Here is a 14080-nt window from a genome sequence, read left to right as displayed (position 1 = left end):
TTCCGGCCATGAGCAGCTCGGTGAGCAGTGTCGTGAACGGCGGTATCTCCTACTGGTACGCGGACGACGGTTTCCCGGCGGTGCGGGAGCCGCTCGGCGGTGACGCGTCCGCCGACGTCGTGATCGTCGGGGGCGGGTACACGGGGCTGTGGACCGCGTACTACCTGAAGAAGGCGGCCCCCTTCCTCCGTATCACCGTCCTGGAGCAGAAGTTCTGCGGGTACGGGGCCTCCGGGCGCAACGGCGGCTGGCTGTACAACGGGATCGCCGGGCGGGACCGGTACGCGAAGCTGCGCGGGCGCGAGGCCGCCGTACGGCTGCAGAAGGCCATGAACGAGACCGTGGACGAGGTCGTCCGGGCGGCGCACGAGGAGGGCATCGAGGCCGACATCCACAAGGGCGGAGTGCTCGAAATCGCCACCACACCCGCCCAGCTGGCGCGGCTCAGGGCCTTCCACGAGCTCGAGCTGTCGTACGGGGAGAAGGACCGTGAGCTGTACGGCGCCGGGGAGACCGCCGAGCGGATCCGGGTCGCGGACGCGGTCGGGTCGACCTGGACCCCGCACGGGGCGCGGCTGCACCCGGTGAAGCTGGTGAAGGGGCTGGCGGCCGCCGTCGAGGCGCTCGGGGTGACGATTCACGAGCTGACGCCGGTGGCGGAGATCCGCCCGAAGCATGCGGTGACGCCGTACGGGACGGTCCGGGCGCCCTACGTCCTGCGCTGCACGGAGGGGTTCACCGCGAGCCTGAAGGGGCAGCGGCGCACCTGGCTGCCCATGAACTCCTCGATGATCGCGACCGAGCCGCTCACCGCCGAGCAGTGGGAGTCGGTGGGGTGGGACGGGCTGGAGACGCTCGGGGACATGGCGCACGCGTACATGTACGCGCAGCGGACCGCCGACGGGCGGATCGCGCTCGGCGGGCGCGGAGTGCCGTACCGCTTCGGGTCGAAGACCGACAACGACGGGCGGACGCAGGCGGAGACGGTCGAGGCGCTGCGGGAGATCCTGGTGCGGTTCTTCCCCTCGCTGGCGGGGGTGGGGATCGAGCATGCCTGGTCGGGGGTGCTCGGGGTGCCACGGGACTGGTGCGCGACGGTGACCCTGGACCGGTCTACGGGGCTCGGCTGGGCGGGCGGCTATGTCGGCTCGGGGGTGGCGACGACGAATCTCGCGGCGCGGACGCTCAGGGATCTGGTGCAGTTCGACTCGGGGCAGGGCGGCCGGACCGAGCTGACCGAGCTGCCGTGGGTCGGGCACAAGGTGCGCAAGTGGGAGCCGGAGCCGTTGCGGTGGCTCGGGGTGCAGGGGATGTACGCCATCTATCGGGCCGCGGACCGGCGGGAACGCGCCACGTACCGCGCGGAGTCGTCGAAGCTGGCGCAGTTCGCCGATCGGGTGGCGGGGCGGCACTGAGGATTTTTTACCCGGTGATTACGTTCATGGGAATCTCTCATCGCAGCATTCACGCCAATGCTGTTGGCCAGCTCGTGTCATGTACGCCACTGCTCCCAGGGGAGGGCACTTCATGGCAGCCGACGGCTGGCGAAGAAGACGAGTATGGGCGGTGCTTGCCACCGCTGCCGCGCTGGGCCTGACAGTCACTCAGGCCCAGGCGGCGAACGGCGGCAGAGACCCCTTCGGTGTGCGGGAACTTCACAGACAGGCCCTTCTGCATCAGCAGCAGAAGGGCCTGTCGGCTTTCGCGCAGACGGGGGACGACGACGGCGGGGGAGAGGCACAGGAGGAAGCCGAGCAGGCGGACCAGTACGCCGAGGCGCGCACCTCGCCGGGGATCGTGGCGCCGGGGGCGTACGGGGCGGCGTACGACGCTCTGGTGAATCTCCCGCACACCAAGGGCAGCTGGAGCGATCTGACGCGGCTGCCCTACGACTCCGACGACCCGCGCTACCGGGACATCAACTCCAACTCCAGCGGCGGGGCCGGGAAGGTGACCGGCCGGGTCACCGGGCTCGCGGCCGACCGGCACGGCTATGTGTACGCCGGTTCGGCCAACGGCGGGGTCTTCCGCTCGCGCACCGGTGGCGGTCACTGGACGAACATCTCCGACGGGCTGCCCGCGCTGTCGACGGGCGATCTGCAGCTCGACGGACGGGGGCGCCTTTGGTACGCCACGGGTGAGGCCAACACCAGCGCGACCTCCTTCCTCGGGACCGGCGTGTACGTCCTCGCCGATCCGCGCAAGGGCAGCTTCGGTCCGAGCGACCGGGTCGGCGGCGACGAGCTGGAGTCGACGTCCATCAACGCCCTGCGCTTCGCCGGCGACAAAGTGTGGGCCGCGACCACCGAGGGCGTGTGGAGCCACTCCACGAAGACACTGAAGGGCCACTGGAAGCTGGAGTTCGCGCCCAACCCGGACTATCTGCCCGGTGGTCCGAAGGCGAATGACCCGTCGGCCGCGTACAAGAACATCACCAGTGACATCGCGATCGACCCGAAGGACCCGGGCAAGGTCGTGCTGGCCGTCGGCTGGCGCGGCGGGGACACCTACAACGGCTTCTACGCCAGGTCCGGGGGCAGCTGGCAGCGGCTGACCGGGCTCGGTGACCTGCCGAGCAACGCCGAGGACGTCGGCAATGTGACCTTCGCGCGGAGCGCCGACGGGTCGCGGTACTACGCCATCGACCAGTCTCCCGAGCAGACCGCGGAGAACCCGGACAGCGGGCTGGAGGGCATCTTCGTCTCCAAGTCCGGTTCGCCGACCGGCCCCTGGACGAGGATCGCCGACTACAAGCAGCTGCGGGACTCCGGCTCCGCGCTCACCGGCGCCGGGTACCAGCCCGGGATCCAGGCCTGGTACGACCAGTTCCTCACCGTCGACCCGAAGGACCCGGACCATGTGTACGCCGGTCTGGAGGAGGTCTTCGAGACCAAGGACGGCGGAAAGTCCTGGTCGGTGCCGGGTCCGTACTGGAACTTCGGGTTCCCCTGCTGGTCCATCGACCCGGGCAAGCAGACCGGTGACTGCCACCAGACCGTCCACGCCGACCAGCACTCCGTGGCGATCGGCAGCAACGGCGGAGCGCCGTACGTCGTCGTGGGCGACGACGGCGGCACCTTCCGGCGGCCGCTGAACGGCAGCGCCGACGCCTCCGGGCACGCGACCGACTGGACCTCCCTGAACGACGGCACGATGGACGCCCTGCAGTACTACTCGGTGGGCGTCGGAGCCGATCCGGCCGGGCGGGGCGTGGCGATCACCGGTGGCCTCCAGGACAACGGCCAGTCGGAGCTCCGGGCCGGTGACCGCGTGATGGGCTCCAACTTCGGCGGTGACGGCGGCGACACGATCACCGACCCGGCGAACGGGTGCAACATCGCCCAGGAGTACGTCTACCTGGCGGTCTCCGTCACCAACAACTGCGCGGTGAACGACGGTGGTTGGGTCACCGACCCGTCGAAGGCGACGACGTACTCCGTCGCCCCGCCCGACAACGCGACCGGCGAGGCACGCTTCATCGCCCCGTTGAACGCCGACATCAAGGACCCGAAGGTCTGGGTCGCGGGCGGCCGGCATGTGTGGATCAACACCAAGGGGTACGCGATCCGCAGCGGGAGCGAGTGGTTCGGCGCGTTCGACCTGGGTGCGGGGCACACGGCCACGGCGGTGGCCGCCTCGGGCGGCAAGGTGTACGCCGCCTGGTGCGGGCCCTGCAACAACCAGGGCTTCACACGCGGCATCGCGGTCGGCAACGCCGACGGCACGGGCTGGCACCAGCTGAGCCTGCCGGTGGACGGGACCGTACCCAACCGCTACCTCTCCGGTCTGGCGATCGACCCCGCGAACTCCGATCACGTCCTGCTCGCCGTCAACGGCTTCTCGCGGAAGTGGACGGAAGGGCCGGGCGCGGGTGTCGGGCACCTCTTCGAGACCCGGGACGGCGGGGTCACCTGGAAGGACGTCTCCGGGAACCTGCCCGATGTACCCGCCGACTCGGTGGCCCTGCTGAAGGGCGGCACGATCGCGCTGGGCACGGATCTCGGGGTGCTGGTGCGGACGCCGGGCTCGAAGGGCTGGAGGGTGGCCGGGGACAACCTGCCCACCACCGCGGTCCTCCAGCTGCGGACCGGCCCGGACGGGCGGCTGTACGCGGCCACGCACGGGCGGGGGATCTGGGCCATCGACGTACGGCGACTGCGGTGAGCGGCTGAGCGACCGCCCTGAAGGGGGGAGAAGGGGAGGGGCCCGCGGTCCGTGCGGCCCCTCCCCGTCCTTGTGCCCCCTATGCGACCGGCTCCGGCACCGGACTCTCGGCGGCTGCCCCGCGCTTCGGGGCCTTCGCCGTGACCATCAGGCCCGCGACCAGGCCGGCCAGCAGCATGATTCCGGCGGCCCACCAGATGGCGACCGTGTAGCCGTGGACGACGCCCTCCTTGGCGATCAGGGCCTTCTGCGCCGGGTTGTGGAGGTGGGCGGCGATGTACGCCGTGCTGCTGGTGGTGGCGATGGTGTTCAGCAGGGCCGTACCGATCGAACCGCCCACCTGCTGCGAGGTGTTGACGGTCGCCGAGGTCACACCGGAGTCGTGCGGGGCGACGCCCGCGGTCGCGGTGGCGAAGACCGGCATGAACGTCAGACCCATGCCGAGACCCATCAGGATCAGACCGGGCATGACCTCGGTCGCGTACGACGAGTGCGTGGTCATCCGGGTCAGGATCATCATGCCGCCGGACGCGAGGACCATGCCGGGGACCATCAGCACGCGCGGCGCCACGTGCTGCAGCAGCCGGGCGGAGATCTGCGTGGAGCCGGTGATGATCGCGGCGGTCAGCGGCAGATAGGCCAGACCGGTCTTCACCGGCGAGTAGCCGAGCACCACCTGCAAGTAATAGGTCATGAACAGGAACAGCCCGAACATGCCGATCACGGCGAGCATCATCGTCAGGAAGCAGCCCGCCCGGTTGCGGTCCTTGACGATGTGGAGGGGGAGCAGGGGCATCGGGGCCCGGTTCTGCCACCACACGAAGGCGACGAGGAGTGCGACGCCGACCGCGAACAGCGCCAGCACCAGCGGGTCGGTCCAGCCCCTCGGTTCGGCCTCGCTGAAGCCGTAGACGATCGCGACCAGTCCGCCGCAGCCCAGCACCGCACCCGGCACGTCGAGGCGGGCGCCCTTGCGGCCCGGACGGTCGTGCAGCAGCGCGAAGGCACCGAAGACGGCGATGATCGCGATGGGCACGTTGACGTACAGGCACCAGCGCCAGTCCAGGTACTCGGTGAGCAGACCGCCGACGATGAACCCGATCGCCGAGCCGCTGCCGGCCAGGGCGCCGTAGATGCCGAAGGCCTTTCCGCGTTCCTTCGGGTCAGTGAAGGTCGTGGTCAGGAGGGACAGCGCGGAGGGCGCGAGGACGGCGGCGAAGGCTCCCTGCAGCGCGCGGGCGCCGAAGAGCATGGCGGAACTGGTGGCGGCGCCGCCGAGCGCGGACGCGGCGGCGAAGCCGATCAGCCCGAAGACGAACGTCCGCTTGCGGCCGACCAGGTCCGCGATGCGCCCGCCGAGCAGGAGCAGTCCGCCGAAGGCCAGCGTGTAGGCGGTGATCACCCACTGCCGGTTGCCGTCGGACATGCCCAGGTCGCGCTGTGCGGACGGGAGCGCGATGTTCACGATGGTCGCGTCGAGGACGACCATGAGCTGCGCGAGCGCGATGATCACCAGGCCCCACCAGCGGCGGGGGTCGGCGTCCACAGGAGGGCTGGCTTCGCCTGTACGGGTGACGCTCACTCGGTCAGAAGACCATGAATCTGTACGTATCGCATCTGCGGATGCCTTGTGCCTGGTCATGGCTCCAGGACCACCTTTCCGGTCGTTCCGCGTGTCTCGAGCGCACGGTGCGCGGCCGCCGCCTCGGCGAGCGGGAAGCGCTGCACGGCGGGGGTCAGCCTGCCCGCGGCTGCTTCGGCGAGAGCGCGCAGTTCCAGGGTCTGTACGGGGTTGGGGCCGCCGGCCTTCCGCATCATCGCGGGGCCGAGGACCCGCTCGGAGACGCCGTCCACGAGAGAGGGCTCGCCGCCCCGGGCGCCCGCGGCCGACCAGCCGAAGACGAGATGTCTGCCGCCGGGTCCGAGGAGCTGTGCGCTGTGGTGTGCGACCTCGCCGCCCACGCCGTCGAGGACGACGGTGGCGGGCCGTCCGCCGAGGTGGGCACGGACCTTGTCCGGCCATCCCGGTTCCGTGTAGTCGACGGCGAGGTCGGCGCCGTTGGCCGCCACGCGCGCCGTCTTCTCCGGGCCGCCCGCCAGGCCGACGACGGTGGCGCCGGCGTTCTTCGCGTACTGCACGAGCAGGGTGCCGATGCCGCCGGCGGCGGCCGGGATCACGGCCACGGCATCCGGGCCGAGCTCGGCGAACTGCACGATCCCCATCGCCGTACGGCCCGTTCCGATCATGGCGACGGCCGCGGCGAAGTCCAGGTTCGCGGGGATCTCGTGCACGCGGTCGACCTCGGTGACGGCCAGCTCGGCGTAGCCTCCGGGGGCGAATCCGAGATGGGCGACCACACGCTTGCCGAGCCACAGCCTGGCGACGCCCTCGCCGAGCGACTCGACGACGCCGGCGACCTCGCGGCCCGGGACGGTGGGCAGCCGGGTCGGCTCGGGCAGCGGCCCCTGCTCGCCCTCCCGGAGAGCGGTGTCGAGCAGGTGCACTCCCGCCGCCGCTACGGCGATACGGACCTGGCCGGGGCCCGGCAGAGGGTCCGCCACCTCCTCGTAGCGGAGGTTCTCGGCGGGACCGAAGGCATGGAGCCGGATGGCGTGCATGGTGAAATCCCCCATCGGTTGCTTGTCAGGGACACCAGCTGTTTCGGGTGACCCGGCTGTTTCGGGTGACCCGTCTGTTTCGGGTAACCCGGCCGTTTCGGGTAACGCAGCTGTCTGTCCGGAACCCCAGCCTTCAACCTCAAGCATGCTTGAGGTCAAGCGGGCCGGTGGCCCGGCGGCCGAGCGCCAGCGACACCGCGGCGAGGGCGCTGTTGAAGGAGACCTCCGAGAGGACACCGGGGGCCGCGACCTGGTCGCCGGCGAGGTACACGCCGTCGCCGCGGTCGATGGCGGGGCGGTCGCGCCAGCTGGTGCCCGGCAGGTCGACGGCGCCGGTACGGCCGTTCGCGACGGCCTCGCGCCGCCAGGTGACGCGCCCGCGCCAGCCCTCGAAGGCCAGGTCGAGAAGCTCCTCGGCGCGGGCGACACCGTCGGCCTTCGTCTCGTGCGGGGCGATGGGGATCTGGCCCTGGACGAGCTGCTCGCCGGCCGGGGCGAGCGACCGGTCCTGCGCCGTGAACCTCTCCAGCCATCCCGGAGAGTCGAGGTCGCCCACGGCGAAGGCGTCCCCGCGCCGGCTCCGCACGGCGAGATCGACGAGCGTCGTACGACCGCTCGTCCAGGTCAGGGAGTCGTCCCTGAGCAGCCGGCGGGCGGCGTCGAGAGAAGTCGCGACGACGACCGGGCCGCCGGTCGCCGGAAGGGCGTCGAGGGAGTCCACCCGGGACAGGGTCTCCATCCGCACGCCCAGGTTCCACGCCCGGGCGGCCATCCGGTCGATGACGTTCGCCCAGCCGCCGCGCGGATAGTGCGCCTCCGGCGGGAGCTTGGTGGCACGGCGCAGCCGCTCCTGCACGAACGCGGCCGACAGGGCGCCCGGGTCGTGATGGAAGAGGGCGACGGCGGAATAGTGGGCGGCGGCGCGGGCGGCCTCCTCGCCCGCGATGCCGGTGGCCCAGGTCATGAAGTCGACGTCGACCGGCGCCTGTTGGAGACCGGGGCGCAGCAGCTTGACCATCGCGAAGGGCGGCGTGCGGCGCAGACTGCCCTGGTGGCGCAGCCGCAGCCGGGCCGCCTCCAGGGGAGGGAGCGGGGCGAGCGGTCCGATCAGGTTCCGCTGCTTGAGCCAGGTCCAGTGCGGGCCGCCGTTGTAGAGGGCGTGCGGTCCGTCGTTCGTCCGGTACGGGCCGTCGGCGGTCCGGGCTCGGCCGCCGAGGGTGTGGCGGGCTTCGAAGACGGTCACCTTGGCGCCGGCCTCGGCAGCGGTGACGGCCGCGGTCACTCCGGCGAATCCGCCGCCGATGACGGTGATGCGGTGCATGGCTCGGGGTCTCCCTCGTCTCGGGTCCGCCTTTCTGCGCATACGACGGATCGAGCCCCCGGAATGTGACATGAGCGGCGTTCAACCTGGTCAGGGTCGTTGTCAGTGGCGGAGTGCACCATGGGGGCATGGCGAGGAGAGAGGCGGGCGGGATGGGTGGCTCCAGCGGTACGGCGGTGAAAGGGGCGCGGCGGCCGGAGGTGCGGCTGCCTGCGCTGGAGCCGTTCGGGGGCGGGAAGTTGGAGCCGGACGGGGACTACGACGGGCTGGAGTTCCGGGAGACGGACCTCGCGGGACAGGACGGCGGGGGCGCCCGCTTCATGGACTGCGCGCTGACGGGGTGCGCGCTGGACGAGACGGGGCTGCGGCACGCCCGGATCCTCGACTCGGTCCTGACGGGGCCGCGCGGGGTCGGCACGAACCTCGCCGAGGCCACCCTGCGCGACGTCGAGGTGGTCGACGCCCGTCTCGGCGGGGTGCAGCTGCACGGCGCGGTCCTGGAGCGGGTGGTGATCCGCGGCGGCAAGATCGACTACCTGAACCTGCGCGCGGCCGGACTCAAGGACGTCGTCTTCGAGAGCTGCGTGCTGGTGGAGCCGGACTTCGGGGGCGCCCGGCTCGAGCGCGTGGAGTTCGTGGACTGCGTCCTGAAGGAGGCGGACCTCACCGAGGCGGTCCTGAAGGACGTGGACCTGAGAGCGGCGGCCGAACTAGGCATCGCACGCGGGGTGGACCGGCTGGCGGGGGCGGTGATCAGTCCGGGGCAACTGGTCGATCTGGCGCCGGTGTTGGCGGCGGAGATGGGGATTCGGGTGGAGGGGTGAGGGCACATTTCGGCGCTGGCCGCACTCGATCCTTGCCCGCCGGGGCTTGGGCTTTCAGCCTGTCCGGCGATTGAGGGCGAGGCCGTTCAGGCCGAAAGCGGGCGTCTGGGGGCGGCAGCCCCCAGCAGGCGGCACCGAACGTCACGGCACCCTGGGAAACCGGGCCTGCAGAGTCCAGATCGCCGGGTTCTCCCCAAGGTCCTCATGAAGGTCGACCAGGTCGGCAATCAGGTCATGCAGAAAGTCCCGGGCCTCGCGCCGCAGCTCACCGTGGGAAAAGGAGAGCGGCGGCTCCTCCGCCGGCATCCAGTCGGCCTCCACGTCCACCCACCCGAAGCGCCGCTCGAAGAGCATGCGGTCGGTCGACTCGGTGAAGTCCAGCTCGGCGCGCTGTGGCCGCGACGCGCGGGAGCCCGCCGGGTCGCGGTCGATGCGCTCCACGATGTCGCACAGCGCCCATGCGAAGTCGAGCACCGGTACCCATCCCCAGGCTGTGGACAGTTCTCGGTCCGCCTTGGTGTCCGCGAGATAGACGTCGCCGCAGAACAGGTCGTGCCGCAGCGCATGGACGTCCGCGCGGCGGTAGTCCGTCTGCGGGGGATCCGGGAAACGGTTGGAGAGGGCATAGCCGATGTCGAGCACGTACGAGATGGTGTCACGCCGCCGCCATAGGATCACCGGCGTGCCCAGACCCGTCCCCGTTGTCCCCGCAGCCCTCCGCGCCTCCATGGTCCGCCGAGCCCCCGCGGCTCTCTGCGCCCTCGCCGTGCTCCTGGCCCCGGCCCTGACGGCGTGCGGCGCCGGTGTCCACGGCACACCGGGCGGCTCCGGCCTGCGCGACCCGTACTTCCCGAAGGCGGGCAACGGCGGATACGACGTCGGCCACTACGACCTGAAGCTCGCCTACGACCCCTCCGGTGGGCATCGCCTCACCGGCACCGCGACCATCACCGCCCGCGCCACCCAGGCCCTCTCCGCCTTCAACCTCGACCTCAAGGGGCTGCACGTCGACGAGGTCACCGTGGAGGGCAGACGCGCCCGCTGGAACCGCACCGGGCAGGAGCTCACCGTCCGCCCGCACGACGACCTCCGTGCCAAGGAGACGTTCCGTGTCACCGTCCGCTACTCCGGCAGCCCGGTGACCATCACCGACCCCGACGAGTCCGAGGAGGGCTGGCTGCGCACCGCCGACGGCGCGCTCGCGCTCGGCGAGCCCACCGGCTCCATGGCGTGGTTCCCCGGCAACGACCACCCCTCCGACAAGGCGTCGTACGACATCGCCGTGACCGTGCCGAAGGGCCTGCAGGCCGTGTCCAACGGGGAACTGACGGGCGAGACCAGCAGCGGGGGCCGTACCACCTACACCTGGCACACCGCCGAACCGATGGCGACCTACCTCGCCACCCTCGCCATCGGCCACTACGACATCAGCCGGTACACCATCGGCGGCAAACACCTGCCCGTGTACGTGGCCGTCGACCCGACCCAGGCTAAGGACGCCCGCAAGGTCCTCGCGCAGCTCCCCGAGATCATCGAGTGGGAGGAGTACAACTTCGGGCCGTACCCCTTCTCCTCCACCGGAGCGATCGTCGACCGCCCGGATGACGCCGGGTACGCGCTGGAGACCCAGAACCGGCCGGTCTTCCCCGGCGCCCCCGACACCGGAACCCTCGTCCACGAACTCGCGCACCAGTGGTACGGCGACTCCGTCACCCCGAAGAGCTGGCGGGACATGTGGCTCAACGAGGGCTTCGCGACGTACGCGGAGTGGCTGTGGGACGAGGACCACGGCGGCGACACCTGCCAGCAGACCTTCGAGTCCCGCTACGAGGACGGCGACAAGGACATCTGGGCCTACCCGCCGGCCGAGCCGAGCAGCGCGGCGCACATCTCCGACAGCCCCGTCTACGAGCGCGGCGCGATGGTCCTGCACAAGATCCGGCAGACCGTCGGCGACGACACCTTCTACGACATCATCCGGGGCTGGGCCGCCGCCCACCGCCACGGGAACGCGGACACCGACGACTTCACGGCGTACGTCGAGAAGAAGGCACCGGACAAGGACTTCAAGGAGATCTGGAAGGTCTGGCTGTACGGGGAGGGGAAGCCGGATCATCCCTGAGGAGTCCGTGAGAGGAGGCCATGGGAGGAGGTCGTGAAAGGGATGATCCGGCGATTCAAGCCGGGGAGTCCTGCTCATCCCGCACCGCGGCGACGCGGCCGACGATGGCGCACTGCCCGGCGAATTCCGCAAGGTCCTCGCGATCGTGCGGGAGGCCGACGGCCCCGTGCAGGTCAGGGCGGCCCAACATTCACATGCCCACATAGCCAAGCATCCGATGCTTGCCTACTTGTTGTCCCGACATTGTCGGCTCAGCGCAGCAGAAGGGAGCGTCACGCACGAGCCCGGGGCGCAACCGCTGGTGATCGTCCGGTGGTGTCTGGTCGATCAAACGCGGTCGTGGAGCGTGACCTGGTAGCCGTCGGGGTCGGCGAAGGTGAAGGTCCGGCCGAAGGGGCCGTCGATCGGTGCGGAGACGATCGTGTGGCCGTCGGCGACGAGAGCGTCATGGATGGCCTGGACGTCGGTGGCGTGGAGCCAGATCGCGACACCGATGCCGGGCTGGGCAACGGATGCGAGGTCGGTGCCCGGAATGACGTCGCGGAGTGCGAACGCGATCGGCTTCGTCTCGAAGACGACGGCGTGCGGAGGTCCGGCCGGCGATCGGACGAGGCCCAGGTACTGCTCGTAGAACGCCTGTGAGGCGTCGAGGTCGCGCACTTGGAGCGAGATGAAGTCGGGTCCGGTGGCGGGCATGGTGATGCTCCTTCTCTTCGTGTCAGATTCCTGACACGGGCAATGTATGTCAGAATCCTGACATGAGTCAAAAGGGTCCCGGTGTCGACCTGGACAAATCATTGGGCTACCTGCTGAAAGAGGCGTCGAGCGCTCTGCGCGCAGCCATGGAGGAGGTGCTGCGGCCACTGGGGATGAGCGTGACGCAGTACTCCTGCCTGGAGCTGCTGGCTCAACGGCCGGGCTTGTCGAACTCCGAGCTCGCGCGGGGCGCGTTCGTGACACGGCAGTCGATGAACGTGCTGCTCCAGGCCCTGGAACGAGAGGGCTACGTGACCAGGCCCGCACAGGCGCCCGTCGGGAAGGTGCTGCCCGCGCGGCTCACGCCGCGCGGCCGGCGCAGCCTCGATAAGGCGACCGTAGCGGTCCGGTCCGTCGAGGTCAGAATGCTGTCCGGCATGACCGAGGCCGAGCAGTCAGACGCGTTCCGGATCCTGCAGAGCATGATCCATTCCCTGCGCGACGGCAACGACGGCGTATAGCTCGCCCACCGGCGCACGTCTCGCCGCGCCCGGACAGGAGTGCAGCCGAGCCTGAAATCCAGATGCTCCTGCCTTCCTGACGGCTGCGCTCCGTCGCGTCGCGGCGCCGGCGTGCGCGGTCAGCGAGCAGGGTTGAGCCGACGACGATGAGTGCGCCGAGTCCGGTGCCGGCCAAGGTCGTCCAGTCCACCTCGGCATCGTGCATGGGCGGGGTGCGGCTCAGGCGGGCGGGGTGTGGAGGTCCTTCCGCAGTACCGCGCAGGGGCGGCCGAGGCGGTGGTCGAGGCGGTGGTCGATCAGCTCGTAGCCGAGGGTGGTCCAGAAGGCGAGGGCCTTGGGGTTGTTGTCGAGTACCGCGAGGCGTACGGCGTCCCGGCCTCTCGTTCGGAAACGTTCCTCGACGAGGGCGGCGAGTCGGCGCCCGTAGCCGCGACCGTGCATGTCCGCGTCCACCATCAGCAGCCCGATCCATGGATCCGGGTCGGCCTGGTCGGGGTGATGGGCGAGGGTGATCGCGATTCCGACCAGGCGTCCCTCGCTGCGGGCGAGCAGCACGTCGACATCATGGTTCACGAACTCATCGGCCAGTGCGGTCGCCACCTGTTCCGGCCGGATGTCGTCCGGGTCGGGGAAGTCGCCGCTGAGGGCGTGGAACTCGCGGTTGGAGGCGTAGAGGGCGGTGAGCTCGGTGAGCAGCTCGGCGGGGAGGGCGCCGTCTTTGGGGGTGAGCTGTTCGAGGAGCATGGGGCGACAGTATCCGCAGCATGCGCTGACCTTTGGGAAGATTTCCGCGTAGCCACACCACGATTCCGGGGACGGAAGACGATGACGACACCGCTGCAGCCGCCGTACGGCACCCAGCCCCAGTACGGTCAGCCGCCCCCGCCGCCGCATCCACCTGCCGCGGCCCCGGCCGGCTTCGGCCCGCCGCCCCCTCAGCACGCCGCCCCGAATCCGCAGATCCAACCGCCTGCGCAGGGGCCGGAGTTCATGGCGGTCGACGTCCACAATTCGGTCGTCGTCGATGTCGCTGGTGTCGCCTTCGAGGATCACGGTGCCGCCATCGAGTTCTCCTGGCAGGAGATCGGCAGCATCCACTACAAGGCGAGCCCGAACGGCAAAGCGCTGATGGTGGCCGTGGTGCTGCCGAGCGGTCAGTTCTACGAGTGCGTGGTGCAGGCGAAGCCGAGGGCGCAGCTGGGGGAGTGGTTTGCGCAGTTGGCGGCGGTGTTGGGGTACTACCGGCCGATGGGCTGGTAACGCGGCAGGCCGTCCGTGGAGATCGTCCAGTCGCCGATGGTGACGTCCTCGCCGTAGACGAAGTCCTTGCGGGTGGCGTAGCGGGGGCCGTCGGGGGTCGTGTTGATGTCGGTGAGGACGGCGCCGGTGCCGGTGCGGGGGTCGAAGATCGCGTAGATCGGGATGCCGATCAGGGGGTAGTCACGGACCTTGCCGATCCAGTCATTGTCCGGGTTGGAGTGGGAGACGACCTCGATGGCGGCGATGAGGGCACGGGGGTCGAAGGATCCCGGGACATCCATGTCCGACCAGGCGATCACCATCACGTCGGGACGACGCATGATGCCTTCGGACTCGTCCTCGACATCGGGTTTCCCTGTGTGGGCCACGATCTCCTGCGGCATGGCCGTTTCCAGGCACTTCCGGAGACGAAGCCTCGTCAGCTCGTGGGGGCTGTTGGGCGAGATCGCGTCGTGGACGATCCCTTCCCGGGTGATCTCGAACTTGCCCGGCAGGAGGTCGTCCATCGCGTGAACGACGTCGCGCATGGCTCGATAGCGAGCGGAGCGCGCGG

The 14080-nt window shown here is 70.3% G+C and carries 13 protein-coding genes; 6 read left to right on the top strand and 7 right to left on the bottom strand.

The window, feature by feature from the left end; genetic code table 11:
• The first annotated feature begins 8 nt into the window (after nucleotides 1-8).
• Together ACFY1U_RS30055 and ACFY1U_RS30050 are read left to right on the top strand one after the other, a co-directional pair.
• Nucleotides 9-1415, top strand: a complete 1407-nt coding sequence (locus ACFY1U_RS30055) for an NAD(P)/FAD-dependent oxidoreductase (RefSeq protein WP_390697253.1) — start codon at nucleotides 9-11, stop codon at nucleotides 1413-1415.
• Nucleotides 1416-1527: 112 nt separating this feature from the next.
• A complete protein-coding gene (locus ACFY1U_RS30050) occupies nucleotides 1528-4164 on the top strand; it encodes a glycosyl hydrolase (protein WP_390697252.1) in 2637 nt (878 codons plus the stop codon).
• A gap of 79 nt (nucleotides 4165-4243) precedes the next feature.
• On the opposite strand, the gene ACFY1U_RS30045 is transcribed toward ACFY1U_RS30050, so the two are convergent.
• The 3 genes from ACFY1U_RS30045 to ACFY1U_RS30035 all read right to left on the bottom strand — a co-directional run bounded on the left by ACFY1U_RS30045 (nucleotide 4244) and on the right by ACFY1U_RS30035 (nucleotide 8104).
• Nucleotides 4244-5746 carry an MFS transporter gene (locus tag ACFY1U_RS30045; protein ID WP_390697251.1) on the bottom strand — a complete coding sequence of 501 codons (1503 nt, stop codon included), beginning with the start codon at nucleotides 5744-5746 and terminating at the stop codon, nucleotides 4244-4246.
• A 56-nt stretch (nucleotides 5747-5802) separates the two neighbouring features.
• Nucleotides 5803-6783, bottom strand: coding sequence for a zinc-binding dehydrogenase (locus tag ACFY1U_RS30040; RefSeq protein WP_390697250.1), 981 nt, complete (start codon nucleotides 6781-6783; stop codon nucleotides 5803-5805).
• Nucleotides 6784-6922: 139 nt separating this feature from the next.
• Entirely contained in the window at nucleotides 6923-8104 is a 1182-nt protein-coding gene (locus ACFY1U_RS30035) for an NAD(P)-binding protein (protein WP_390697249.1), read from the bottom strand.
• Between the two features lie 128 nt (nucleotides 8105-8232).
• On the opposite strand from ACFY1U_RS30035, the gene ACFY1U_RS30030 reads away from it, so the two are divergent.
• Nucleotides 8233-8928 carry a pentapeptide repeat-containing protein gene (locus tag ACFY1U_RS30030; protein WP_390697248.1) on the top strand — a complete coding sequence of 232 codons (696 nt, stop codon included), beginning with the start codon at nucleotides 8233-8235 and terminating at the stop codon, nucleotides 8926-8928.
• 141 nt (nucleotides 8929-9069) lie between these two features.
• Here the strand turns inward: ACFY1U_RS30030 and ACFY1U_RS30025 are convergent, their stop codons facing one another.
• Nucleotides 9070-9570 carry a hypothetical protein gene (locus tag ACFY1U_RS30025; protein WP_115907403.1) on the bottom strand — a complete coding sequence of 167 codons (501 nt, stop codon included), beginning with the start codon at nucleotides 9568-9570 and terminating at the stop codon, nucleotides 9070-9072.
• 85 nt (nucleotides 9571-9655) lie between these two features.
• Here ACFY1U_RS30025 and ACFY1U_RS30020 point away from each other — a divergent pair, with 85 nt between their 5' ends.
• Nucleotides 9656-11050 (top strand): M1 family metallopeptidase, encoded by a 1395-nt coding sequence (locus ACFY1U_RS30020; RefSeq protein WP_390697404.1) that lies wholly within the window; start codon nucleotides 9656-9658, stop codon nucleotides 11048-11050.
• Nucleotides 11051-11377: 327 nt separating this feature from the next.
• Here the strand turns inward: ACFY1U_RS30020 and ACFY1U_RS30015 are convergent, their stop codons facing one another.
• On the bottom strand, nucleotides 11378-11746 hold the full coding sequence (locus ACFY1U_RS30015; protein WP_390697247.1) for a VOC family protein: 369 nt from the start codon (nucleotides 11744-11746) through the stop codon (nucleotides 11378-11380).
• Between the two features lie 62 nt (nucleotides 11747-11808).
• On the opposite strand from ACFY1U_RS30015, the gene ACFY1U_RS30010 reads away from it, so the two are divergent.
• On the top strand, nucleotides 11809-12267 hold the full coding sequence (locus ACFY1U_RS30010) for a MarR family winged helix-turn-helix transcriptional regulator (protein ID WP_390697246.1): 459 nt from the start codon (nucleotides 11809-11811) through the stop codon (nucleotides 12265-12267).
• Nucleotides 12268-12486: 219 nt separating this feature from the next.
• Here ACFY1U_RS30010 and ACFY1U_RS30005 read toward each other — a convergent pair whose 3' ends face one another.
• On the bottom strand, nucleotides 12487-13011 hold the full coding sequence (locus ACFY1U_RS30005; RefSeq protein ID WP_390697245.1) for a GNAT family N-acetyltransferase: 525 nt from the start codon (nucleotides 13009-13011) through the stop codon (nucleotides 12487-12489).
• A gap of 81 nt (nucleotides 13012-13092) precedes the next feature.
• Between ACFY1U_RS30005 and ACFY1U_RS30000 the strand changes: the two genes are divergently transcribed.
• On the top strand, nucleotides 13093-13527 hold the full coding sequence (locus ACFY1U_RS30000; RefSeq protein ID WP_390697244.1) for a hypothetical protein: 435 nt from the start codon (nucleotides 13093-13095) through the stop codon (nucleotides 13525-13527).
• Here ACFY1U_RS30000 and ACFY1U_RS29995 read toward each other — a convergent pair.
• On the bottom strand, nucleotides 13506-14054 hold the full coding sequence (locus ACFY1U_RS29995; protein WP_390697243.1) for a Uma2 family endonuclease: 549 nt from the start codon (nucleotides 14052-14054) through the stop codon (nucleotides 13506-13508). The two genes, ACFY1U_RS30000 and ACFY1U_RS29995, sit on opposite strands and share 22 nt — an antisense overlap.
• Between the last annotated feature and the right edge of the window lie 26 nt (nucleotides 14055-14080).

The sequence above is a fragment of the Streptomyces sp. NPDC001351 genome, from assembly GCF_042896045.1.
Lineage (GTDB): Bacteria > Actinomycetota > Actinomycetes > Streptomycetales > Streptomycetaceae > Streptomyces.
This window is presented reverse-complemented; position numbering and strand designations above follow the sequence as displayed.

Bases quoted from the DNA above. Each gene is read 5' to 3' on its own strand.
- ACFY1U_RS30055 (WP_390697253.1), top strand. From the start codon at position 9: ATGAGCAGCTCGGTGAGCAGTGTCGTGAACGGCGGTATCTCCTACTGG.
- ACFY1U_RS30050 (WP_390697252.1), top strand. From the start codon at position 1,528: ATGGCAGCCGACGGCTGGCGAAGAAGACGAGTATGGGCGGTGCTTGCC.
- ACFY1U_RS30040 (WP_390697250.1), bottom strand. From the start codon at position 6,783: ATGCACGCCATCCGGCTCCATGCCTTCGGTCCCGCCGAGAACCTCCGC.
- ACFY1U_RS30035 (WP_390697249.1), bottom strand. From the start codon at position 8,104: ATGCACCGCATCACCGTCATCGGCGGCGGATTCGCCGGAGTGACCGCG.
- ACFY1U_RS30030 (WP_390697248.1), top strand. From the start codon at position 8,233: ATGGCGAGGAGAGAGGCGGGCGGGATGGGTGGCTCCAGCGGTACGGCG.
- ACFY1U_RS30020 (WP_390697404.1), top strand. From the start codon at position 9,656: ATGGTCCGCCGAGCCCCCGCGGCTCTCTGCGCCCTCGCCGTGCTCCTG.
- ACFY1U_RS30015 (WP_390697247.1), bottom strand. From the start codon at position 11,746: ATGCCCGCCACCGGACCCGACTTCATCTCGCTCCAAGTGCGCGACCTC.
- ACFY1U_RS30010 (WP_390697246.1), top strand. From the start codon at position 11,809: ATGAGTCAAAAGGGTCCCGGTGTCGACCTGGACAAATCATTGGGCTAC.
- ACFY1U_RS30005 (WP_390697245.1), bottom strand. From the start codon at position 13,011: ATGCTCCTCGAACAGCTCACCCCCAAAGACGGCGCCCTCCCCGCCGAG.
- ACFY1U_RS30000 (WP_390697244.1), top strand. From the start codon at position 13,093: ATGACGACACCGCTGCAGCCGCCGTACGGCACCCAGCCCCAGTACGGT.
- ACFY1U_RS29995 (WP_390697243.1), bottom strand. From the start codon at position 14,054: ATGCGCGACGTCGTTCACGCGATGGACGACCTCCTGCCGGGCAAGTTC.